Origin of the sequence: Rathayibacter sp. Leaf296, from assembly GCF_001423045.1 — a bacterium.
Taxonomy (GTDB): domain Bacteria; phylum Actinomycetota; class Actinomycetes; order Actinomycetales; family Microbacteriaceae; genus Rathayibacter; species Rathayibacter caricis.
This window is the reverse complement of sequence record NZ_LMNR01000001.1, coordinates 495,865-517,334: the sequence shown is the minus strand read 5'-3', so window position 1 is coordinate 517,334 and position 21,470 is coordinate 495,865. Positions and strand designations below refer to the sequence as shown.

The window sequence follows — 21,470 nt, the reverse complement described above, 5'->3', positions numbered from 1 at the left end:
GGTCACGAATCATCGCTTCTGCTCAACGGTACCGCGTCGAATACTGAGGGGAGACGCCGCTCCGACCGCGCGGCGCACGAGCCGAAGGACACGACCGTGACCGACCTCGCTGCACGCCCCGCCACGAGCGGAGCGACCACCTCGACCGCCCCCTCCCCCGACTCCGTCGCCCCGGCGCTCGTCGACGCGAGCGTCGCCCTCGTGCGCCGCTGGCTCCGCGAGGCCGCGGACATCCCGACCGACGCGTCCGGGGCGCAGCTCGCCGGCGTGCTGAAGGACCCCTCCGGGCTCGACTTCACCGTCGGCTTCGTCGACGGCGTCGTCCGCCCCGAGGACACCCGGGTCGCCGGCGCGGCGCTGCGCTCGATCGCGGGCGGCGTGCCCCGCTTCCTCCCCGCCCCGATGCGCGGCGCGGTCGCCCTGGGCGGAGTGATGGCGCCGATCCTGCCCGACGTGGTCGTGCCGATCGCCCGCCGAGTGCTGCGGAGGATGGTCGGCCACCTCATCATCGACGCGACCGACGCGAAGCTCGGCCCCGCGATCGCGAAGATCCGCCGCGAGGGCGTCCGTCTCAACATGAACCTCCTCGGCGAGGCGGTGCTCGGCCGCAAGGAGGCGCAGCGCCGCCTCGAGGGCACGCACCGCCTCCTCGCCCGCGACGACGTGGACTACGTGTCGATCAAGGTCTCCTCCACCGTCGCCCCGCACAACCCGTGGGCCTTCGATGCCGCGGTCGACGACATCGTCGACGAGCTCGCTCCGCTGTTCGCCCGCGCCGCGTCGTCGACGCCGAAGAAGTTCGTCAACCTCGACATGGAGGAGTACAAGGACCTCGACCTCACGATCGCGGTCTTCACCCGCCTGCTCGACCGCCCCGAGTTCCACGACCTCGAGGCCGGCATCGTGCTGCAGGCCTACCTGCCCGACGCGCTGTCGGCGATGATCCGCCTGCAGGAGTGGAGCGCCTCCCGTCGCGCCCGCGGCGGTGCCGGCATCAAGGTGCGCGTGGTGAAGGGCGCGAACCTGCCGATGGAGCAGGTCGAGGCCTCGGTGCACGGCTGGCCGCTCGCGACCTGGAGCACGAAGCAGGACTCGGACACGAACTACAAGCGCGTGCTCGACTACGCGCTGCACCCCGAGCGCATCCGCAACGTCCGGGTCGGCGTGGCCGGCCACAACCTCTTCGACGTCGCCTACTCGTGGCTGCTCGCCGGGGAGCGCGGGGTCCGCGACGGCATCGAGTACGAGATGCTGCTGGGCATGGCGCAGGGCCAGGCGGAGGCGGTGCGCCGCACCGTCGGCTCGCTCCTGCTCTACACGCCGGTCGTCGCCCCGGCCGAGTTCGACGTCGCGATCGCGTACCTGATCCGCCGGCTGGAGGAGGGCGCCTCGAGCGAGAACTTCATGTCGGCCGTCTTCGAGCTCGAGGCGCAGCCCGAGCTGTTCGCGCGGGAGGAGTCGCGGTTCCGCGCCTCCGTCGCCGCCCTCGACGGTGCGGTGCCGCCCGCGCACCGCGTCGCCGACCGCTTCGCCGCGGCAGGGCGCCCCGGCTTCGGCGACTTCCGCAGCACCCCCGACACCGACCCCTCCGTCGCGGCGAACCGCGACTGGGCCGATGCGATCCTCGCGCGGGTCCCCTTCTCCCGGCTCGGCGTCGACAGCATCGAGGCCGCGACGATCACCTCGCTGCCCGGGCTGGAGACGGCGCTCACCGCGACCCGCGACGCCGGCCTCGCCTGGGGCCGCGTCCCCGCCGACGAGCGCGCCCGGGTCCTGCACCGCGCGGGCGAGGAGCTCGAGGCCCGCCGCGCCGACCTGCTCGAGGTGATGGCGGCCGAGGCCGGCAAGACGATCGACCAGGGCGACCCGGAGGTGTCCGAGGCGATCGACTTCGCGCACTACTACGCCGAGCGGGCTCGCGAGCTCGACTCGGTCGACGGCGCCGAGTTCCACCCCGCGCAGCTGACGCTCGTCGCTCCGCCGTGGAACTTCCCGGTCGCGATCCCGGCCGGTGGCGTGCTCGCCGCCCTGGCCGCCGGATCGGCCGTGGTACTCAAGCCGGCCGGACCGACGGTTCGCTGCGGCGCGGTGGTCGCCGAGGCGCTCTGGGCCGCGGGGGTGCCGCGCGAGGCGCTGCTCCTGCTGCGGGTCCCGGAGGAGGAGCTCGGCGCGGATCTCGTCGCCTCGCCCGCCGTCGATCGCGTGATCCTCACCGGAGCCTACGAGACGGCCGAGCTGTTCCGCTCCTTCCGCCACGACCTCCCGCTGCTCGCCGAGACGAGCGGCAAGAACGCGATCATCGTCACTCCCTCGGCCGACCTGGACCTCGCCGTCAAGGACGTCGTGTCGAGCGCGTTCGGCCACGCCGGCCAGAAGTGCTCGGCCGCGTCGCTCGTCGTGCTCGTCGGCTCCGTCGCCCGCTCGAAGCGGTTCCGCGCGCAGCTGCTCGACGCCGTCGCCTCGCTGACGGTGGGATGTCCGACCGATCCGGCCACGCGGATGGGACCGGTCATCGAGCCCGCCGCCGGCAAGCTGCTGCGCGGACTCACCGAGCTCGGCACGGGAGAGAGCTGGCTGCTGCAGCCGAAGAAGCTCGACGACTCCGGCCGCCTGTGGAGCCCGGGGGTCCGCGACGGCGTGCGCCGCGGGTCCGAGTACCACCGCACCGAGTACTTCGGACCGGTGCTCGGCATCATGACCGCGCCGACCCTCGAGGAGGCGATCGCGATCGTGAACGAGGTCGACTACGGCCTGACCTCGGGGCTGCACGCGCTCGACCCGGCCGAGATCGGCACGTGGCTCGAGAGCATCCAGGCGGGCAACCTCTACGTGAACCGCGGCATCACGGGCGCGATCGTCGAGCGCCAGCCGTTCGGCGGCTGGAAGAAGTCGGCGGTCGGGCCGGGCACGAAGGCGGGTGGGCCGGACTACCTGCTGGGGCTCGGCACGTGGACGCCCCGCGAGGCGACCGCGACGGCGGAGGTGCCCGCTGCAGCGGCGAGGCTCGTCGCCGCGGCGCGGGCGGAGCTGTCGGCCGGTGAGGCGGGAGCCGTCGAGCGGACGGCGCGCAGCGCGGCCGAGGCGCTCGCGGAGCACGCGCCCCGCGACGTGACCGGGCTCGCGGCCGAGCGCAACGTGTTCCGGCGGCTCGCGTACGGCTCCCCGGTTCTGGTGCGCCTGGCCGAGGGCGAGCCGGTGGGCCCGCTCGTGCAGGTCGTCGCCGCGGCGGCGGGCGTCGGAGGAGCGGTGGTCGTGTCGAGCGCGACGTCGCTGCCTCCGCAGGTCGCCGCCGCAACGGCTGCGGTGGCCGACGTGGTCGTCGAGGACGACGCCGCCTGGTCGCGGCGGGTCCGCGCCTACGGAGCGGGCCGGGTGCGGCTGATCGGAGCACCGGCCTCCGCCGTGACCTCGGTCACCGACGGCCGCCCCGACCTCGCGGTGTACGCCGGCGCCGTCACGGAGTCGGGTCGCCTCGAGCTCCTGCCGTTCGTCCGCGAGCAGGCCGTCTCGATCACCGCGCACCGCTTCGGCACGCCGGACCACCTGACGGACGCCCTGCTCTGACCCGCCGGGTCTCGATACGCCGCTCCGCGGCTACTCGACCAGCAAGGATGCGCCCCGCAGGTGGCGCCCTCGCAGAGAGCCCGCCCCCTGCTGATCGAGTAGCCCGCAGAGCGGGCGTATCGAGATCCACGACGTCCGGACACGTCGGTCTCGATACGCCGCTCCGCGGCTACTCGACCAGCAACTCCCTGCTGATCGAGTAGCCCTCGCAGAGGGCGTATCGAGATCGACGACAGCCGGACACGTCAGTCTCGGAACGCCGCTGCACGACCGGCTAGAACAGGCCGCGCGGCGATTCCACCGAGGCGAGCACGCCCGGGGCCGCCACGACGGTCAGCTGCCCGACCTCCTCGGGGGTCAGCTCCGGCAGCCGCTGCGCGAGGTCGAGGAAGCGCTCGATCTCGCGCTCCTCGAGCACGTCGGCCGCGAGCGTGCGGAACTTCGACACGTACTGCTCGCGCGAGAACGGGTGGGCGCCGAGCGGATGCGCATCCGCCACCGCGATCTCGTCGACGATCGTGGTGCCGTCGGTGAGCAGGATCTCGACGCGCGCGCCGAACGCCTTCTCGGCCGGGTCCTCGGAGTGGTAGCGGCGCGTCCACTCCGCGTCCTCCTCCGTCGTCGTGCGGTGCCAGAGCGCGATGGTGTCGGCCCGGGCCGCGCGCTCCGGGGCGTAGCTGCGCACATGGTGCCAGGCTCCGTCCTGCAGCGCCACGGTGAAGATGTAGGGGACCGAGTGGTCGAGCGTCTCGCGCGACGCCTGCGGGTCGTACTTCTGCGGGTCGTTCGCGCCCGAGCCGATGACGAAGTGGGTGTGGTGCGAGGTGTGGATCACGATGCGCTCGACGCGCTCGGGGTCGGCCGCCTCGGGGTGGGAGTGGTGCAGACGGCGGGCGAGGTCGATCAGCGCCTGCGCCTGGTACTCGGCCGAGTGCTCCTTCGTGTACGTGTCGAGGATCGCGCGCTTGGCCTCGCCGCGGTCGGGCAGCGGCACGTCGTAGGATGCGCCGGCGCCGTCGAGCAGCCAGGCGATCACGCCGTCCTCGCCCTCGTAGATCGGCGACGGGCTGGTCTCGCCGCGCATCGCCCGGTCGACGGCCTCGATGGCCATCTTGCCCGCGAAGGCCGGCGCGTACGCCTTCCAGGTCGAGATCTCGCCTTTGCGGGACTGCCGGGTCGCGGTGGTGGTGTGCAGCGCCTGGGCGATCGCCTGCTCGACGGTCGCCACGTCGAGTCCGAGCATCGTGCCCAGGCCCGCGGCGGCCGACGGGCCGAGGTGCGCCACGTGGTCGATCTTGTGCCGGTGCAGGCTGATCGCCTTGACCAGGTCGACCTGGACCTCGTAGGCCGTGACGATGCCGCGCACGAGCTGCGCGCCTCCGATGCCCGCGTGCTGGGCGACGGCGACCAGGGGCGGGATGTTGTCGCCCGGATGCGAGTACTCGGCCGCGAGGAAGGTGTCGTGATAGTCGAGCTCGCGCACGGCGACGCCGTTGGCCCACGCCGCCCATTCGGGCGAGACGCGGCGGGAGAGGTCGGTGCCGACGACGACGGCGCCCTCTCCCCCGATCGAGGCGGGATGCGCGAGCGCCTGCGAGCGGGCGGCGACGACGGGGCGGCGCAGCAGCGAGGCGGTGGCGACGGCCGCGTTGTCGATGACGCGGTTGACGACCATCTCGGCGACCTCGTCGTCGACGGCGACCGGGTCGACGGCGATCTCGGCGAGCGCATGGGCGAGCTGGCCGGTGCGCTCGAGGTTCTCGTCGCTGCGGTGGACGCGGACGTGGTGATCGTGCACGGGGGGCTCCTTCGGCTCGTCCTCCCAGGCTAGCGGGGCCGGATCCCCGCTCCGGCGCCGGGTCCAGGAGGATGGCGGCATGCCTCGCACGCGCGTCGCCGCCTTCGACTGCGGCACCAACTCCCTCCGCCTCCTCATCGCCGACGTCGACGGCGACCGCCTGACCGACGTGGTGCGCCGCACCGAGCTCGTCCGTCTCGGGCACGGTGTCGACCGCACCGGCCGCTTCGATCCCGCGGCGCTCGAGCGCACGCTGGCCGTCACGCGCGAGTACGCCGAGCTGGTCCGCGATGCCGGAGCGACGCGGCTGCGCTTCGCCGCGACGTCCGCCACCCGCGATGCGAGCGACCGCGAGGAGTTCCTCGACGCGGTCGAGCGCATCATCGGCGTGCGCCCCGAGACGATCACCGGCGAGGAGGAGGCCGCGCTCTCGTTCCGCGGCGCCACCGGGGTGGTCGAGACGGACCGGCCCGTGCTGGTCGTCGATCTCGGCGGCGGATCGACGGAGCTGGTCCTCGGCGACGAGGCGCCCGAGCAGGCGCACTCGATGGACGTCGGCAGCGTCCGCCTGACCGAGCGCCACCGCCGGGCCGCGGCGCCGACCGACGAGGAGCGGGAGGCGATGCGGGCGGACGTCCGCGCGGCGCTGGCCGCCTCCTCCGTCGACCTCTCGCGCGCCCGGAGCGTGGTCGGCGTCGCCGCGACGGTGCTGACCGTCACCGCGCACGCGCTCCGGCTCCGCGCCTACGACCGCGCGGCGCTCGAGGCGGAGCTCCCCCTGACCACCGTGCTCGCCGCCTGCGACGACCTCGCCCGCCTCTCCCCGGCCGACGCCGCGGCGCTGCCCTACCTGCGCGCCGGCCGCGAGGACGTCATCGCCGCCGGCGCGCTGATCTGGGGCGAGGTCCTGAGCGCCGCGAGCAGCGCCGCGCCCGGACTCGACTCCGTCACCTCGACCGCGCACGACCTCCTCGACGGCATGGCGCTCGGCCTCGGCGGGGGCACCGACCGAGCGGAGTAGCGTGGACGGTCCCGCCCCGCCCACCGTGAGGAACCCCGCCATGACCGCTCCCGTCGTCGTCCACGTCGTCTTCACCCCCGCCGAGGGCGCCCGCGAGCGCATGATCGACGCCCTGCGCGCGGGCATCGCGGAGGTGCACGGCGAGCCGGGCTGCGAGCTCTACTCGATCCACGACGCGCCCGACGGCACCGTCGTGATGATCGAGAAGTGGACCACCGCGGCCGAGCTCGACGCCCACGGCGCGGGCGAGCCCGTCGCCCGCCTCAACGCGTCGCTCGAGGGGCTGCTGCAGGAGCCGCCGCGCATCGTGCGCCTCGCTCCGATCCCCGCCGGCACGCCGGAGCAGGGCGCGCTCTGACGCTCGCCGTCAGCGGGCCGCTCCGTCAGCGGCCCCTCGGTCAGCGGGTGAGCTCGCTGCCGGAGTCGCGGGTCAGGCGCGCCGCCGCGACGAGCGGCACCAGGGTCAGCACTGCGATCACCAGGAACGCGAACCGGTAGGGCACGAGGCCCGGGCCCAGTGCGGTCCCGACCGCGAGGGCGACGCCGCCCACCGCGACTCCGAAGCCCGCAGCGACCTGCTGCGTGGTCGCGCTCAGCGTGTTCGCGCCGGACATCCCCTCGGGCGGCACCTCCGCGAAGGTGACGGTGTTGTAGGCGGTGAAGCCGGCCGACCGGGCGACACCGCTGAGCACCAGCAGGGCGACGACCGCGGCGATCGGCACCTCCGGGGTGAGGAACGCCATCGCCGCCATGCACGCGACTCCGATCGCGTTCGCGACGACGAGCACGGTCCGGAAGCCCAGGGTCCGCAGCAGCCACGTCGTCGCCGGCTTGATCGCGAGGTTGCCGACGAACAGGGCGAGCACGACGGAGCCCGCCTGCACCGGGCTCCAGCCGAACGCGTCCTGGAACAGCAGCGGCAGGAGGAACGGGACGGCGTTGATCGTCGCCCGGTAGAGCGATCCGCTCGCGTTCGCCACCCGGAACGTCGCGAAGCGGAAGGCGTCGAGGCGGACGAGCGGATGCGGCGCACGGCGCAGGTGCCGCACGGCCACCGCGGTCACGGCCACGCCCGCGACGGCGAGCGTCAGCGCGCGCGGGTCCGAGACGGAGGCGGCGACCAGCCCGGAGGCGCCGACGAGCGCGCCGAGGCCGACGGCGACGAGCACCAGGCCGACGACGTCGAGGGGCGGCGGCGCCTCCTCCCGCCCGCCGGGCACGATGCGCAGCGCCAGGACGAACGCGACCGCCCCGAGCGGCAGGTTGATCAGGAAGATCCAGTGCCAGGACGCGTAGGTCGTCAGCAGTCCGCCGACGAACGGAGCGACGATCGGCGCCACGAGGCCCGGCCAGACCAGGATCGCGATGGCCTCGATGATGCGCTCGCGCGGCGTGACCCGCAGTACCGCGAGGCGGCCGACCGGCACCATGAGCGCTCCGCCGACGCCCTGGAGGACCCGCGCGGCGATCAGCACCGGGAGCGTCGGACTGAGCGCGCACAGCAGGGACGCGAGCGTGAAGACGGCGATCGCCAGGGCGAACACGCGGCGCACGCCGAAGCGCTCGCTCAGCCAGCCCGAGGCCGGGATCAGGACCGCCACGGTGAGCAGGAACGCGGTCACGGTGATCGCGATCGCGGCGGAGTCGACGCCGAGGTCGGCCGCGATGGCGGGCGCCGCGGTGGTCACGATCGTCGCGTCGAGGTTCTCCATGAAGAAGCAGCCGGCGACGAGGAGCGCGAGGGCGCGGGTGCGGCGGGGATCCAGGGGGTGCCTCCTCGGGAGCGGGCGGGCGGACGGGCGGACGGACGGACGGACGGGCGGTGAGTGCGCGAGCGGGACGGGCGGGCGGGAGCGGTGTCCGCGACTCCGGTACCGTCGAGCGCATGAGCGACGCTGCCGAGACCAGGACCATCCAACTCCGACGCTACGAGCTGGTGGACGGGGTGATCGACGAGTTCCTCGCCTGGTTCCGGGCGAGGATCGTGCCGGCGCGCGAGGCGCTGGGCTTCCGGATCGAGTTCGCCTACGCCGACCGCGAGGTGAACGAGTTCGTCTGGGCGGTCAGCACGCCGGGTGACGCGGAGTCGTTCCTCGCGATCGAGAAGACCTACATGGACTCCCCGGAGCGGGCGGCCGCGTTCGCGGGCGAGCCGAAGCGGGTCGCCGTGCACCACGTGCGGCTCGTCGAGCGCATCGTCTGACCCTGCCGCGGCCGGCGGTCCGTCGCGGGCTCGCGGTCAGTCGCGGGCCCGCCTGATCGCCGCCGCCGCGGCGCGCAGCACCAGCGACCCGACGGCCACCGAGGCGAGGGTGCCGATGGTCCGCGACACCAGGTGCTTCGGAGTGTCGACGCCCTCGCGGTCGCGGGGCGAGGGCAGGGACCGGGGCTCGAGCACCCGGCCGCCCGCGCCCGCCTCGGCCATGTGCGCGAGTCGCTGCAGCGCCTCGATGTTGCGCAGCCAGAGGAACGAGTGCAGCAGCGGCTTCGGGATGAGCGTGCCGGGGCCCTTCACGGCCGTCTCGTGCATCCGCACGCGGCACCCGCGCTTGTGCGGCTCCACCTCGATCCGGACCCGCGCCTCGCCCATCGGCCAGCCCGCCGCCTGGATGATGAACCGGCGCGGCGGGTCCCACTCGAGGACGGTGGTGCGGTCGTCGATGACGAGCGGCCAGAGCCCGAACGAGTGGTGCAACTGCGATCCGATGTGCGGGAAGTCCTCGTCCACCTTCCGCATCCGCGAGGCGCCGACCACCCACGAGGGGAACAGCCATCCGGAGGAGAGGGCGGCGAAGACGGACTCGGGCGGGCAGCGGAAGACGCGGGTGTTGCGGGACATCGCGGGCTCCTTCGGAAGGCGGTCGGTGCTCGGGAGCGGGTCGCCCCTCCCCTCAGGGTGCCAGATCGGGCGCTCGGGTGATCCCGAACTCGTGGCGCAGGGCGCTGCGGGCGGCGTGCCAGCCCGCCATGCCGTGCACTCCCGGGCCGGGCGGAGTCGACGACGAGCAGAGGTACAGGCCCTTCGCGGGCGTCCGCCACGGGTCGGGCGAGGGCACCGGTCGCGACAGCAGCTGGACGACGCTCGCCGCTCCCGCCGCGATGTCGCCGCCGAGGTAGTTCGGGTTGTACTGCTCCATGTCGCGGGCTGTCATCGACGAGACCCCGATCACGCGATCCCGGAAGCCCGGAGCGAAGCGCTCGATCTGCGCGGTGATCGCCTCCTGCTGATGCAGCGGGGAGTAGCGCGGCACGTGCGTGTAGGCCCACAGCACGTGCTTGCCCTCGGGCGCTCGGCCGGGATCGGCGATCGAGGGCTGCGCGACGAGCACGTAGGGGTTCTCGCTGTGGCGTCCGCGGGCGACGTCGCGCTCGGCTCCGGCGATCTCGGCCCGGGTGCCGCCGACGTGCAGGGTGCCGGCGCGGCGGAGCTCGGGGTGCGACCAGGGCACCGGTCCGTCGAGCGCGAAGTCGACCTTGGCGACGCCGTTGCCGTAGCGGAACGCGCGGAGGGCCTTCGCGTAGGCGCGCGGCAGCCGGTCGCCGGCGAGCGCGAGCAGCGCCTTCGGAGTGAGGTCGACGAGCACGGCCCGGGCGCGGGGCAGCTGCGCCATCGAGGTGACCTCGACCCCCGTCTCGATGGTGCCGCCGTGGGCGAGGAGGTCGTCGGCGAGGGCGTCGACGATCGACTGGCTGCCGCCGATCGGCACCGGCCAGCCGCGGGCGTGCGCGTAGGTCCCGAGTGCGAGAGCGGCGGCGGCGGTCGACGGGCTCGGCATCGGGCGGATGGAGTGCGCCGCGACTCCGGTGAGCATCGCGGGGGCGACGTCCTCGGCGAAGCGCAGGTTCCAGAACGGCGAGCCCTGCTCGAGGACCCGGAGCCCGAACCGCACGAGCACGCTCGGATCGGTCGGCACGCGCAGCAGCGGGTCGTTCGTGAAGCCCGAGACGCGGTCCGCGCGCTCGGACAGCGGGCCCATCAGCGCGCGCCACGCGGCTCCGTCGCGCCCGAGGGCCTGGGCCGTGCGGTCGAGATCGCGGTAGGCGATGCCGGCCCGGCCGCCGTCGAGCGGATGCGCGTACGAGATGTCGGGCACCCGCAGGTCGATCCGCTCGTCGAGCCGGAAGCGCCGGAAGAACTCGGACGCGAGAGCCATCGGGTGCACGGCCGAGCAGACGTCGTGGTGGAAGCCCGGCAGCGTGAGCTCCGCCGTCCGCGCGCCGCCGCCGATCCGCTCGTTGCGCTCGAGCACCGTGACCGAGAGCCCCGCCCGCGCAAGGACGACCGCCGCGGCGAGGCCGTTGGGCCCCGCCCCGACGACGACGGCATCGACGTCGGCCACGGTCACTTCCTCCGCAGGGCCGCGACGACGCCGACGACACCGGCCGCCGCGGCGACCGCCGCTCCGGCGTAGCTCGCGGCGCGGTGCCGGATCATCCAGATCTGCGGAGTCATCGTGTGGGCCTTGTCGCTGAAGAGGCCGCGGGCGCCGTGGTCGCCGGGCACGGGCTCGTAGACGTTGTTCGGGAGCATCGGCTCCTTCTTGTCGGGCGCCTGCTGGCCGTCGAAGGCGCTGCGCGCGAGGTACCAGTCCATGAACGCGCCGGCGAAGCGGTCGCCCAGGATCGTGCCCGCCGTCGGCTCGCCGACCCAGGTGCGGCGGCGCGGCTTGTCGGCCACGTCGGCGATCGCGATGGCGCCCACCTCGGGCTCGTAGATCGGCGGGACGGGCTGCGGGTGGTGCGGCAGCTGCGACTTCACCCAGTTGAACTGGATGGTGTTCAGGGCCGGCATGTCGACCTCGGAGAGCCGGATGCGGCTCTTGGAGTGCAGGAGCTCGGCGGTGACCGCCTCGGTGAATCCGCGGGCTCCGAACTTCGAGGCGCAGTACGCCGCCTGGAGTGGGATGCCGCGGTGCGCGAGCGCCGAGCCGACCTGGATCACGTGACCGCGGCCACGCGGGGTCATCCGCGAGAGCGCGGCCCGGGTGCCGTTGACGAAGCCGAAGAAGTTGACCGCCACCGCGCGCTCGAAGTCGGCGGGCTCGGTCGAGAGGAACTCGCCGAACACCCCGACCATCGCGTCGTTGACCCACAGCTCGATCGGGCCGAGCTCGGCCTCCACCCGGTCGGCCGCCGCCTCCACGGCCTCGCGGTCAGCGACGTCGGTCGGCACTCCGAGACCGCGTCGGCCCGCCTGCTCGATCTCGGCGACCGTGGCCGCGAGCCCGTCCGCTCCGCGCGCGAGCACGGCGACGTCCCATCCGCGCTTCGCGAGCTCGCGCACCGTGGCGCGGCCGAGCCCGGCGGTGCCTCCGGTGACGACGGCGACTCCGCGGCTCATGCGCGGGCCTCGCGCTCGGGAACGACGGGGAGGGGGATCTGCATCATGGTTCGGGCTCCTTCGTGAGGGCGCGGTCTGCGTGTCCTTCGCGTTCCACGGTAGGCGGGTCGGCGCGGCGATGCGCGGGCTTGCGCGCGAGCCGGGGACTGTCCGGAGGATCGCGGGCTGGGGAGGGAGGCTGCCTTCCCGGTCGTCCAGAAGACCTCCAGCGGACATCCAGACCGCGGGTCGAGACTGACGCCCGCCGCCCTCTCCCGACGGCCGGACGACCGGATCGACGCATGAACGCACTCCTCGGGCTGAGCCTCTCCTCCGGGCCCCTCGTCGTGACCGTCTACGCGGTCGCGGCCCTCGCCTTCGCAGGGCTCGTCGTGGCGTACGCCCGCTCGCGCCCGGAGGGACGCGTCCGGCGCGCGGCGGTCCTCGCAGCCGTGCTCCTCGTCGGCGTCGTGGGCGGAGCCTCGCTCGCCGCCCTGCTCGACGGCGCGGACGGACCCCTCGGCGTCGACCTGACTCCCGTCACGCGGCTCTGGACCGGGCTCGGGCTCGGCGGTCTCGGCGTCGCCGTCGTCGTCCTGGTGCACGCCCTCCGGCACCGGCGGGTGCGACGCGCGCTCGCGTCCGTCGGCGTCGCCGTGCTCGTCGTCGCCACCTCCGCGATGACCGTCAACCTCGACTTCGGCCAGTACCCGACGCTGCGCAGCGCCCTCGGACTCAGCGCCTACCCTGCGGTCCGGGCGCTCCCCGCCGTCGCCGACGGCAGCCGCACCCCGTTCTCCGACTGGACCGCTCCCGCCGGCATGCCGACCGCCGGCACGGTGCGGTCGATCCCGATCCCCGCCACCGTCTCGGGCTTCCGCGCCCGCGACGCCGTGGTCTACCTCCCGCCGGCCGCCCTCACGGCGGACCCGCCGCTGCTGCCCGTGATGGTGATGCTGTCCGGACAGCCGGGCTCCCCCTCCGATCCGCTCTCGACCGAGAAGCTGCAGCAGACCCTCGACGCCTACGCGGCGGATCACGCGGGGCTGGCGCCGATCGTCGTCTCGCCCGACCAGCTCGGCGATCCGACCGCGAACCCGATGTGCGTCGACTCGCCGCTGGGCAACTCCGCGACCTATCTCACGGTCGACGTCCCGGCGTGGATCCGCGCGCACCTGCCCGTCCTGCCGGATCCGGCCGACTGGGCGATCGGCGGGCTGTCGCAGGGCGGCACCTGCGCGATCCAGCTCGGCGCCGCGCATCCCGAGCTCTTCGGCGGCATCATCGACGCCTCGGGCGAGCTGGCACCGAGCCTGGGCGACGAGGCGACGACGATCCGCGAGGGCTTCGGAGGCAGCGCGAGCGCCTACGAGGCGGCGACGCCTGCGAGCATCCTCGCCGCGCACGCCCCCTACTCCGACACGGTCGCGGTGTTCGGAGTGGGTGCCGACGACACCGCGTTCCGCGCCGGGGTGCAGACGCTGCACACCGCCGCCACGGCCGCCGGCATGCGGACCTCGTACCTCGAGGTGCCCGGCAGCGCCCACGACGCGACCGCCTGGTCGGCCGTCTTCGACGAGGGCCTGCGGGTCCTCGCGGCGCGCTGGGAGCTCGTGCCGGCGTCCTGACTCCGGCGATCAGCTCCGGGCGGCCGCCTCGGCGGCCTCGACCGCCGCGGCGACTCCGTCTCGCCACGGAGCCCCGTGCCCGGGCAGCACCCACGCGGCCCCGGTCGGCAGGAGGAGGCGCAGCGACGCGAGCGCCTGCTCCGGATCGTCGGTGAACGGGGCGGGCTGCGGGCCCGAACGACCGGTGAGCACGTGGCGCGTCGTCAGGCCGTCGCCCACGAAGACGGCGTCGACCACCGGCACGTGCACGGCGACGCTGCCGGCGGAGTGACCGGGCAGGCCGATGATGCGCGGCGAGCCGGGCAGGTCGAGCACGTCGCCGTCGGCGACCTCGACCACCTCGGTCAACGGAGGGACGCGGAGTCCGCCCTTGCGCGCGAAGTAGGCGAGGAATCCCGCCATCGCGCCGAGCCGCATCGACTGCTTCCCGTTCGCGGGCTTCTTCCCGCCCTTCGCCCGATCGGCGTCGGCGGCGTGCACGAAGACGGGCACCCCGTGCTCGCGGCGCAGCCGCTCGGCGAAGCCGATGTGGTCGGAGTCGCCGTGGGTGAGGACGACGCCCTTCACGTCCTCGATCGGACGGCCGAGCGCCGCGAGCGCGGCGAGCAGATCGGACCAGTGTCCGGGGAGCCCGGTGTCGATCAGTGTGACGCCCTCGGGGGTCGCGACCAGGTAGGAGGCGACGACGTCGGAGCCGAGGCGGTGGAGCGAGGGGGTGAGTTCCATGATGGCTACGCTACTTAGCCATCATGGCTACTGTCAATAGCTATGATGGGGGCATGCCCACTCCGGACCGCACCACTCACGACGCGATCGTCGTCGCCGCCGCCGCACTGCTCGAGGAGGAGGGACTCGCCGGCGTCACCATGCAGGCCGTCGCCCAGCGCGTGGGCGTGCGGGCCCCCTCCCTCTACAAGCGCGTCGAGAGCCGCGAGGCGCTGATCCGCTCCGTGGCCGAGGCGACGCTGCGCGACTACGCCCAGCGGCTCGGCGCCCACGACGACCCCGCGCGCATCGCGGCCGAGCTCCGCCGCTTCGGCCACGAGCGGCCCGCGGCGTTCCAGCTCGTGATGACTCCGGCGGCCGGGACGCCGGTGGCGGCGCAGGAGTACCGGGTCGCGGCGAGCGCCTCCCTCCTCCGGGCGGCCGAGGAACTCGCCGGTGCCGAGCACGCCCTGGAGGCCGCCCGGACCCTCACGGCCTGGGCGACGGGCTTCATCAGCATGGAGATCAACGGCGCGTTCACCCTCGGCGGCGACGTGGACGACGCCTGGGAGTTCGGCCTCGAGAACCTTCTGGCCGCGCTCGGGCGCGGCAGGACCTGAGCCGGAGCCGACGTCACGGACGCCGCGTCGACCACAGCGCCCAGGCCACCAGCAGCGGCTGGAAGAGCAGCCGCACCGCGCGCTTGCGGTCGGTGTCGAGGCCGAACGCGCTGGTCTTCGTGAGGTACTGCGAGACGTTGCCCGGGAAGATCGCGGTGAAGAAGGCGGCGGCCGCGTTCCCCACGAGCGGCGCGGTGCGGCGCGAGAGCACGAGTGCCGCTCCCAGGCCGATCTCGACGACGCCGGACGCCAGCACGACCGTGTCCTCGTCCAGCGGCACCCACTCCGGCACCTGCGCCTGGAACTCCTCGCGCGCTCGGGTGAGGTGGCTCACCCCGGCGAAGACGAGGGCGGAGCCGAGCAGCAGCTTGGCGCCGGTGCGGGCGACGGACAGGGCGGAGACGGAGGACATCCGTCCATCGTGCCGCGCCGGGGCGGCGGGAGGCGCTTCCGGCCGCCTCCTGCGCACGGACGTGCACCCGGCCCGCCCGGAGAGCGGTGCGCCGACGCTCCCGCCCGTGCCCTCGCTCCCGGACCGATCCGGAGACGACGGGCGCCCCCTATGCTCGGCAGATGACCGACCCGCGTCCCCGTCCCCGGCGCCGTCGATGGCCGGTCCTCCTCGCCGTCCTGGCGGCGGTCCTCGTGTACGCGACGGTCGTGCTGACGTACGCGGGCGGCATCCGGGACTCGAGCGAGGGCTGCGAGACGGTCATCGCGGGCGCCGACCCGGTCACCGTGAAGCTCCAGCCGGCGGAGGTGAACGCGGCTCGCCAGAGGCTCGAGTTCCAGATGACGCTGGTGCCCTCGAAGGGCCTGACCTCCTCCGACGGGTACACGGCCGAGGAGACGATCAGCCTGGTGACGTTCCCGGTCGACGGGCCGAGCGTCCTGACGTTCCCGGCGGGCGAAGTGCTCGACAGCTCGGTGCAGTCGGACTTCGCCGAGGGGACCGTCGAGGAGTGGCCCTTCGACAGCTACCGGGCGGACCTGACGACGTTCGCCTTCCTCGGGGAGGACGATCACGACGACCACGAGCACACCGCCCTGCCCACCCGGGTCTGCATCGACGACTCCGTGCCGGGATGGCACTTGGACACCGTGACCGAGGCCCAGCCCGGCGACAGCGTCCCCACCGCCGACGGCGATGAAGCGCTGACCTCGGTCATCATCACCGCGACCCGCTCGGCGAGCACGGTCGCGTTCGGGATCGTGCTGCTCGGGATGATGGCGGTCACCCCGGTGCTGGTCCTGTTCGTCGCCATCAGCGCCTACACCGGCCGCCGCAGGGTGGAGGCGACTCTCACCAGCTGGATCGGCGCCATGCTCTTCGCCGTCATCCCGCTGCGGAACTTCCTCCCCGGCTCACCCCCGGTCGGCTCCTGGATCGACTACCTCGTCGTGCTGTGGGTGATCGCCGGGCTCGTCACCGGACTCGCGATCTACATCGCGGCCTGGAACCGCTGGGGTCATCGCGCGATCCCCCGGGGCCCGGCTCCCACCCGGTCGGACGAGCTGTAGCCGGATCCGATCCGCCCGCGCGCCCCGTGTCGGAGGCCCGCCCTACTGTGAGGGAGTGACAGATCGCATCCTCGTCCTCACCACCGGCGGCACGATCGACAAGGAGTACTCGCTCGCGGGCGAGCTCGTGATCGGCGCGCCGACCGTCCCGCGCCTGCTCGAGCCCGTGCTCTCGACGCTCGAGTTCCGGGTGGAGGAGGTGCTCGCGAAGGACAGCCTCGACCTCGACGACGACGATCGCGCCCTCATCCGGCAGCGGGTCCTCGAGGCGGAGGAGGACCGCATCGTCCTCACGCACGGCACCGACACCATGACCGCCACGGCCGAGGCGATCGGCACCGTCCGCGACCGCGTGGTGGTCCTGACCGGGGCGATGCAGCCCGCGCGGATGCGCGACAGCGACGCGTCCTTCAACCTCGGCGCCGCGGTGGCCGCGGTGCAGCTGCTGCCGCCGGGCGTCTACGTCGCGATGAGCGGCCGGGTCTTGCCCGCCGGAGCGGTCGTGAAGGATCGGGCGGCCGGGGTCTTCCTCCCGGCCTGACCGCTCAGTCCGCGGTCGCCCGCGTGCACTCGGCGCAGAGGCCGAACACGTCGACGACGTGGTGCGCATCCGTGAAGCCGTGCTGGCCCGCGACGGAGCGCGCCCAGGTCTCGACCTCGTCGGCCGCGATCTCCACGGTCAGCCCGCAGCGCCGGCAGATCAGGTGGTGGTGGTGCGTGCCCGGAGTGCAGGCCCGGTAGAGGCTCTCGCCGTCGGGCGACTGCAGCGAGTCGGCCTCGCCCTCGACCGCGAGGTCGGCGAGCGCGCGGTACACCGTCGCCAGGCCGATCGGCGAGCCCGACGCGTGCAGCGCGCTGTGCAGCCCCTGCGCGCTGACGAAGTCGTCGCGCCCGGTCAGCGCCTCGCGCACCGCTTCCCTCTGCCACGTGTTCCGCTTGACCACCGGACCACCTTCCCGTCTCACGACCCGGGCCACGCTATACCCCCGCCCCGGCGAGCACCGGTGAGCGGCGGCGCCGGACTCCCCGCCGCCCGGCGATCCGGCAGACGACGTAGATCGTGAACGAGATCGTGGTCACGTAGGGGCTGATCGGCACCGAGCCGCCCAGCGCCAGCAGGATCCCGCCGACCAGCGACCCGACCGCGAAGAGCGTGCTCAGCAGCGGCACGATCACCGGCGACGCCGAGATCCGCAGGGCGGCGGCGGCCGGGGTCACCAGGATCGCGAGCACCAGGAGCGAGCCCACGACCTGCACCGACACGGCCACGGCCAGACCGAGCAGCAGCATGAAGACGATCGAGAGCGCGCGGGTCGGCACTCCCCGGGCCGCCGCCACGTCGGCGTCCACACTCGCGAAGGTCAGGGGCCGCCAGATCAGCGCGAGGCCGATTACGACCACGACCGAGATCGCGATGAGCCAGCCGAGCTGCGGGTCGTCGACCGCGACGATCTGCCCCGTGAGCAGGCCGAACTTGTTCGCGCTGCGCCCCGGATAGAGCGCGAGGCAGAGGATCCCGATGCCCAGGCCGAACGGCATGAGCACGGCGATGATCGAGTTGCGATCCCGGGCACGGGAGCCGAGCAGGCCGATCAGCAGCGCCGCCACGAGCGAGCCGACGATCGAGCCCTGCACGACGCCGATCCCGAGCAGCAGGCCCGCGGAGGCGCCCGCGAACGACAGCTCGCTGATGCCGTGCACCGCGAAGGCCATGTCGCGCGACATCACGAAGACGCCGATGAGCCCGCCGACCACGCCGAGGACGGCGCCGGCGATGACCGAGTTCCGGAGCAGCGCCAGCAGAGCTCCGTAGTCCGAGAAGTCGAAGATCTGCGACCAGACGTCGTCCATCAGGCGCGCTCCTCCGGGGTGTCGTGGCGGTGCTCGCGCCGGCGCTCGGGCTCGTGCCGGCGCTCCGATCCGTGCCGGTGCTCCGCCTCGTGCTCGTGCACGTGCGAGTGGTCGGGGGCGCCGACCACGATGATCCGACCGCGGGCGCGGATCACGTCGACGGGCGCGTCGTACAGATCGCTGAGGACCTCCGAGCGCAGCACCTCGTCGGGCGTGCCGATGCGGAACCGGCCGCCGGCGAGGTACAGCACGCGGTCGACCATCCGCAGCACCGGATTCACGTCGTGCGTCACGAAGAGGACGCCGAGGTTCCGCTCGCGCCGGTGGCGGTCGATCAGCTCGCTGACCGCGCGCTGGTGCGCGAGGTCGAGGGCGATCAGCGGCTCGTCGCAGAGCAGGAGCGCCGGGTCGCCCGCGAGGGCCTGGCCGACGCGGACGCGCTGCTGCTCGCCTCCGGACAGGCTGCCGAGCGGGGCGTCGGCGTACTCGGTCGCTCCGACGGCGGCGAGCAGCGCGTCGACCTGCTCGCGGCGGGAGCGCGAGGGCAGCGGCAGGCCGAAGCGGTGGCCGTCGATCCCGAGCCCGATCAGGTCGCGGGCGCGCAGCGGAGTGCCGTCGTCGGCGAGCTTCTGCTGGGGGATGTAGCCGATGCGGCGGTTGCCGCGGTGCACGGGCGCGCCGAGCACCTGCAGCTCGCCGGTGCTCAGCGGCTGCTGACCCAGGACCGCCTTCAGCAGGCTGGTCTTGCCGGATCCGTTCGCGCCGAGCACGGCGACGAACTCGCCCGCCCGGACGTCGAGGTCGACCCCGCCCCACAGCTCGCGCGAGCCGAAGCGGAGACCCGCGCCTCGCATCCGCAGCACGGCCGGAGACGCCGGAAGGCCCGCCTCCGGGGAGGCGGGCCGATCGATCGGGGACGGAGGCGTCACGACGAGAGCGCCCCCTCGACGGCGTCGAGATTCGCGGTCATCCAGCCGACATAGTCCTCGCCGTCCGGCAGCGTCTCGGTGACGGCGACCTCGGGGATCCCGGCCGACTCGGCGGCCTCGAGGACCGCCTCGGTCTGCGCGTCGGAGGTCTGGGCGTTGTAGACGAGGGCGTCGACGGTTCCGTCCGAGAACAGCGCGAGCGTCTCCTGCAGCAGGGTGGCGGGCACGTCGGTGCCCTCCTCGATCGCCTCGCTGAACTCCTCCGGAGTCGCGTCGACGAGGCCGAGCGCCTCGGTCATGTACAGCGGCACCGGCTCGGTGATGGCGATCGAGCGGCCCTCGAGGGTGCCCTTCAGCTCCTGCTCGCGCTCGATCAGCGCGTCGAGGTCGGCGGCGAGCGCCTCGGCGTTGGCGGAGTAGGTCGACGCGTTGTCGGGGTCGATGCTCGACAGCTCGTCGGCGATGCCGGTCGCGACGTCGCGGGCGACGGCGAGGTCGTACCAGACGTGCTCGTTGTAGGCGGCGTGCTCGTGGCCGTCCTCGTCCGAGTGGCCCGCCTCGTCGGAGTGCTCGTGCGCGTGCTCGTCCTCGAGCCCGGCGACGACGGTCGCCGTGACGACGGGCGCGTCGGAGCCGGACGCGTCGATCATCGTGTCGATGAAGGGGTCGTAGCCGCCGCCGTTCTCGATCACGAGCTGCGCGTCCGAGACGGCGAGCTGGTCGCGCGCGGTGGCCTCGTACTCGTGCGGGTCCTTCTCCGGGCTATCGATGATGCTCGTGACCTCGACGAGGTCGCCGCCGACGCTCTGCGCGAGGTCGCCGTAGACGTTCGTCGACGCGACGATCGAGACGAGGCCGGAGTCGTCGCTCGCCGAGCCGGAGCCGGAGCAGGCCGAGAGGGCGAGGGCCGCGGCGCCGACGAGGGCGGCTGCGGAGAGGGTGCGGGTGCGGGTCGTCACGGAGAGCCAATCTGAGTCCGGAGTCGGACGGTCGGGGTGGCTTCACGGTAGCGACTATTGATAACGATTGTCAAAATCGAGAGCGCATCGATTCAGCACGGCCGCCCCGCCGACCGCGACGACACCCGGAGTCACACGCCGTCACCGCCCGACGCACGCGGTGCATCCGCCGCGCCCGGCTGCGAGAGTCGCCGCACCGTTCGAGAGAGGACCACCGTGAGCACCGCATCCGCCCCCACGCCCACCGGCACCACCACCCCGCCCGCCGGCCACGAGCCCGCCGCCCGCGCCACCGCGCTGGGCGACCCGCTCACCGACCGCTGGTCCGGCGCCCCGCGCCCCGCGTCCCCCGCCGAGTGGATCGCCCGTGCCGACGAGGTCGCCGCGGTCCTCGCGGTCGACGCCCTCGAGCGCGACCGGGCCGGCGCCGCGCCCTTCACCGAGGTCGCCCTGCTCAAGAACGCCGGCCTCGTCACCCTGCTCGGCCCCGTCGAGCACGGCGGAGGCGGGCAGGAGTGGACCACCGCCCTGCGCGTGATCCGCACCGTCGCGCGCGCCGACGGCTCGATCGGCCAGCTGCTGGGCTACCACTACCTCTGGGTGTGGGCGGCGCGACTCGTCGGCACCCCCGAGCAGATCGCGGCCGTCGAGCAGCTCGCCACCGAGGGGAACCTGCTCTACGGCGGCGCCGTGAACCCGCGCGACTCCGACCTCTCGATCCGCGAGGAGGGCGACGAGCTCGTCTTCTCCGGCCGCAAGTCGTTCTCGACGGGAGGCGTGGTCAGCGACCTGACCGTGCTCGAGGGGATCCTCGAGGGCACGGACACGCACGTCTTCGCGATCGTGCCGACCGCGCAGGACGGCATCGTGTTCGGCCGCGACTGGGACAGCCTCGGCCAGCGGCTCACGGAGTCGGGCTCGGTCGAGATCCGCGACGTGCGCGTGCCGTGGGCCGCCGCCGCCGGCTTCGTCGACCGCGAGTTCCAGCCGCTCGTCTACAACTCGCTGAACGTGCCGACGATCCAGCAGGTGTTCGCCGAGTTCTACCTCGGTATCGCGCAGGGCGCCCTCGAGCACGCCGCGCGCTACACCCGCGAGCGCACCCGCGCCTGGCCGTTCGGCGGCGACGACAAGGAGCGCGCGACCGACGAGTGGTACCTCCTCGAGGGCTACGGCGATCTGCAGGCCAAGCTCTGGGCGGCCGAGGCGCTGATCGACGCGACCGGAGCCGAGCTCTCGGCCGTGCTGCACGCTCCGCGCGAGGAGCTGACGCCCCGGCGTCGCGGCGAGATCGCCGTGCGCATCGCGGCGGCCAAGGCCCGCATCGTCGAGGACGGACTCGAGACGGCGACCCGCGTCTTCGAGCTGACCGGCGCCCGAGCGAGCGCGAACACGGTCGGGCTCGACCTCTACTGGCGCAACCTCCGCACCCACTCGCTGCACGATCCGATCGCCTACAAGCGCCGCGAGGTGGGCGTCTTCGTCCTGCTGGGCGACGTGCCCGAGCCCTCCTGGTACACCTGATCGCCGTCGGCCCCGGTTCCGGCGAGCCGG

At 73.7% G+C, this 21,470-nt stretch carries 20 protein-coding genes; 9 read left to right on the top strand and 11 right to left on the bottom strand.

Going from position 1 to position 21,470, the window contains the following annotated elements:
* Positions 1-96: 96 nt before the first annotated feature.
* A complete protein-coding gene (locus ASF46_RS02190) occupies positions 97-3,564 on the top strand; it encodes a bifunctional proline dehydrogenase/L-glutamate gamma-semialdehyde dehydrogenase (protein ID WP_056866241.1) in 3,468 nt (1,155 codons plus the stop codon).
* Positions 3,565-3,838: 274 nt separating this feature from the next.
* Here the strand turns inward: ASF46_RS02190 and ASF46_RS02185 are convergent, their stop codons facing one another.
* Positions 3,839-5,362: an MmgE/PrpD family protein gene (locus ASF46_RS02185; protein ID WP_056866240.1), complete on the bottom strand. Its 1,524-nt coding sequence runs from the start codon at positions 5,360-5,362 to the stop codon at positions 3,839-3,841.
* A 79-nt stretch (positions 5,363-5,441) separates the two neighbouring features.
* Between ASF46_RS02185 and ASF46_RS02180 the strand changes: the two genes are divergently transcribed.
* Together ASF46_RS02180 and ASF46_RS02175 are read left to right on the top strand one after the other, a co-directional pair.
* On the top strand, positions 5,442-6,383 hold the full coding sequence (locus ASF46_RS02180) for a hypothetical protein (protein WP_056866239.1): 942 nt from the start codon (positions 5,442-5,444) through the stop codon (positions 6,381-6,383).
* A 40-nt stretch (positions 6,384-6,423) separates the two neighbouring features.
* On the top strand, positions 6,424-6,741 hold the full coding sequence (locus tag ASF46_RS02175; protein ID WP_056866238.1) for a putative quinol monooxygenase: 318 nt from the start codon (positions 6,424-6,426) through the stop codon (positions 6,739-6,741).
* A gap of 40 nt (positions 6,742-6,781) precedes the next feature.
* Here the strand turns inward: ASF46_RS02175 and ASF46_RS02170 are convergent, their stop codons facing one another.
* Entirely contained in the window at positions 6,782-8,149 is a 1,368-nt protein-coding gene (locus ASF46_RS02170; RefSeq protein WP_056866237.1) for an MFS transporter, read from the bottom strand.
* A 119-nt stretch (positions 8,150-8,268) separates the two neighbouring features.
* Here ASF46_RS02170 and ASF46_RS02165 point away from each other — a divergent pair, with 119 nt between their 5' ends.
* Positions 8,269-8,586: a hypothetical protein gene (locus ASF46_RS02165; RefSeq protein ID WP_055786080.1), complete on the top strand. Its 318-nt coding sequence runs from the start codon at positions 8,269-8,271 to the stop codon at positions 8,584-8,586.
* A 36-nt stretch (positions 8,587-8,622) separates the two neighbouring features.
* Here ASF46_RS02165 and ASF46_RS02160 read toward each other — a convergent pair whose 3' ends face one another.
* The 3 genes from ASF46_RS02160 to ASF46_RS02150 are packed head-to-tail and all read right to left on the bottom strand — an operon-like array spanning position 8,623 to position 11,724.
* Positions 8,623-9,222: an SRPBCC family protein gene (locus ASF46_RS02160; protein WP_082485156.1), complete on the bottom strand. Its 600-nt coding sequence runs from the start codon at positions 9,220-9,222 to the stop codon at positions 8,623-8,625.
* A gap of 52 nt (positions 9,223-9,274) precedes the next feature.
* Positions 9,275-10,723, bottom strand: coding sequence for a phytoene desaturase family protein (locus tag ASF46_RS02155; protein WP_056866236.1), 1,449 nt, complete (start codon positions 10,721-10,723; stop codon positions 9,275-9,277).
* A 2-nt stretch (positions 10,724-10,725) separates the two neighbouring features.
* Complete coding sequence (locus ASF46_RS02150; protein WP_055786074.1) at positions 10,726-11,724, bottom strand: SDR family oxidoreductase; 999 nt, start codon at positions 11,722-11,724, stop codon at positions 10,726-10,728.
* Between the two features lie 281 nt (positions 11,725-12,005).
* Between ASF46_RS02150 and ASF46_RS02145 the strand changes: the two genes are divergently transcribed.
* Complete coding sequence (locus tag ASF46_RS02145) at positions 12,006-13,331, top strand: alpha/beta hydrolase (RefSeq protein WP_056866235.1); 1,326 nt, start codon at positions 12,006-12,008, stop codon at positions 13,329-13,331.
* A gap of 9 nt (positions 13,332-13,340) precedes the next feature.
* Here the strand turns inward: ASF46_RS02145 and ASF46_RS02140 are convergent, their stop codons facing one another.
* Positions 13,341-14,057 (bottom strand): MBL fold metallo-hydrolase, encoded by a 717-nt coding sequence (locus ASF46_RS02140; protein WP_056866234.1) that lies wholly within the window; start codon positions 14,055-14,057, stop codon positions 13,341-13,343.
* Positions 14,058-14,110: 53 nt separating this feature from the next.
* Between ASF46_RS02140 and ASF46_RS02135 the strand changes: the two genes are divergently transcribed.
* A complete protein-coding gene (locus tag ASF46_RS02135) occupies positions 14,111-14,656 on the top strand; it encodes a TetR/AcrR family transcriptional regulator (RefSeq protein ID WP_056866233.1) in 546 nt (181 codons plus the stop codon).
* Between the two features lie 13 nt (positions 14,657-14,669).
* Here ASF46_RS02135 and ASF46_RS02130 read toward each other — a convergent pair whose 3' ends face one another.
* Positions 14,670-15,068, bottom strand: coding sequence for a hypothetical protein (locus tag ASF46_RS02130; protein WP_056866232.1), 399 nt, complete (start codon positions 15,066-15,068; stop codon positions 14,670-14,672).
* 161 nt (positions 15,069-15,229) lie between these two features.
* Here ASF46_RS02130 and ASF46_RS02125 point away from each other — a divergent pair, with 161 nt between their 5' ends.
* Complete coding sequence (locus ASF46_RS02125; RefSeq protein WP_056866231.1) at positions 15,230-16,177, top strand: DUF4436 family protein; 948 nt, start codon at positions 15,230-15,232, stop codon at positions 16,175-16,177.
* A 55-nt stretch (positions 16,178-16,232) separates the two neighbouring features.
* Complete coding sequence (locus ASF46_RS02120) at positions 16,233-16,718, top strand: asparaginase domain-containing protein (protein WP_056866230.1); 486 nt, start codon at positions 16,233-16,235, stop codon at positions 16,716-16,718.
* 4 nt (positions 16,719-16,722) lie between these two features.
* On the opposite strand, the gene ASF46_RS02115 is transcribed toward ASF46_RS02120, so the two are convergent.
* The 4 genes from ASF46_RS02115 to ASF46_RS02100 form a co-directional block, all read right to left on the bottom strand.
* Entirely contained in the window at positions 16,723-17,121 is a 399-nt protein-coding gene (locus ASF46_RS02115) for a Fur family transcriptional regulator (RefSeq protein ID WP_055786018.1), read from the bottom strand.
* A 34-nt stretch (positions 17,122-17,155) separates the two neighbouring features.
* The gene (locus ASF46_RS02110) at positions 17,156-18,028 is read right to left on the bottom strand and encodes a metal ABC transporter permease (RefSeq protein ID WP_056866229.1); all 873 of its coding nucleotides are present in this window, start codon (positions 18,026-18,028) and stop codon (positions 17,156-17,158) included.
* Positions 18,028-18,882 carry a metal ABC transporter ATP-binding protein gene (locus ASF46_RS02105; protein WP_082485366.1) on the bottom strand — a complete coding sequence of 285 codons (855 nt, stop codon included), beginning with the start codon at positions 18,880-18,882 and terminating at the stop codon, positions 18,028-18,030. The genes ASF46_RS02110 and ASF46_RS02105 overlap by 1 nt, the downstream gene beginning before the upstream one ends.
* Before the next feature lie 71 nt (positions 18,883-18,953).
* A complete protein-coding gene (locus ASF46_RS02100) occupies positions 18,954-19,916 on the bottom strand; it encodes a metal ABC transporter solute-binding protein, Zn/Mn family (protein WP_056866228.1) in 963 nt (320 codons plus the stop codon).
* Positions 19,917-20,132: 216 nt separating this feature from the next.
* Between ASF46_RS02100 and ASF46_RS02095 the strand changes: the two genes are divergently transcribed.
* Complete coding sequence (locus ASF46_RS02095; RefSeq protein ID WP_200919651.1) at positions 20,133-21,440, top strand: acyl-CoA dehydrogenase family protein; 1,308 nt, start codon at positions 20,133-20,135, stop codon at positions 21,438-21,440.
* The last annotated feature ends 30 nt before the right edge of the window (positions 21,441-21,470 follow it).

Coding starts and splice junctions, on each gene's coding strand:
- ASF46_RS02110 (WP_056866229.1), bottom strand. CDS start 18,028: ATGGACGACGTCTGGTCGCAGATCTTCGACTTCTCGGACTACGGAGCT.
- ASF46_RS02140 (WP_056866234.1), bottom strand. CDS start 14,057: ATGGAACTCACCCCCTCGCTCCACCGCCTCGGCTCCGACGTCGTCGCC.
- ASF46_RS02175 (WP_056866238.1), top strand. CDS start 6,424: ATGACCGCTCCCGTCGTCGTCCACGTCGTCTTCACCCCCGCCGAGGGC.
- ASF46_RS02125 (WP_056866231.1), top strand. CDS start 15,230: ATGACCGACCCGCGTCCCCGTCCCCGGCGCCGTCGATGGCCGGTCCTC.
- ASF46_RS02135 (WP_056866233.1), top strand. CDS start 14,111: ATGCCCACTCCGGACCGCACCACTCACGACGCGATCGTCGTCGCCGCC.
- ASF46_RS02145 (WP_056866235.1), top strand. CDS start 12,006: ATGAACGCACTCCTCGGGCTGAGCCTCTCCTCCGGGCCCCTCGTCGTG.
- ASF46_RS02105 (WP_082485366.1), bottom strand. CDS start 18,882: ATGCGAGGCGCGGGTCTCCGCTTCGGCTCGCGCGAGCTGTGGGGCGGG.
- ASF46_RS02130 (WP_056866232.1), bottom strand. CDS start 15,068: ATGTCCTCCGTCTCCGCCCTGTCCGTCGCCCGCACCGGCGCCAAGCTG.
- ASF46_RS02180 (WP_056866239.1), top strand. CDS start 5,442: ATGCCTCGCACGCGCGTCGCCGCCTTCGACTGCGGCACCAACTCCCTC.
- ASF46_RS02165 (WP_055786080.1), top strand. CDS start 8,269: ATGAGCGACGCTGCCGAGACCAGGACCATCCAACTCCGACGCTACGAG.
- ASF46_RS02150 (WP_055786074.1), bottom strand. CDS start 11,724: ATGAGCCGCGGAGTCGCCGTCGTCACCGGAGGCACCGCCGGGCTCGGC.
- ASF46_RS02160 (WP_082485156.1), bottom strand. CDS start 9,222: ATGTCCCGCAACACCCGCGTCTTCCGCTGCCCGCCCGAGTCCGTCTTC.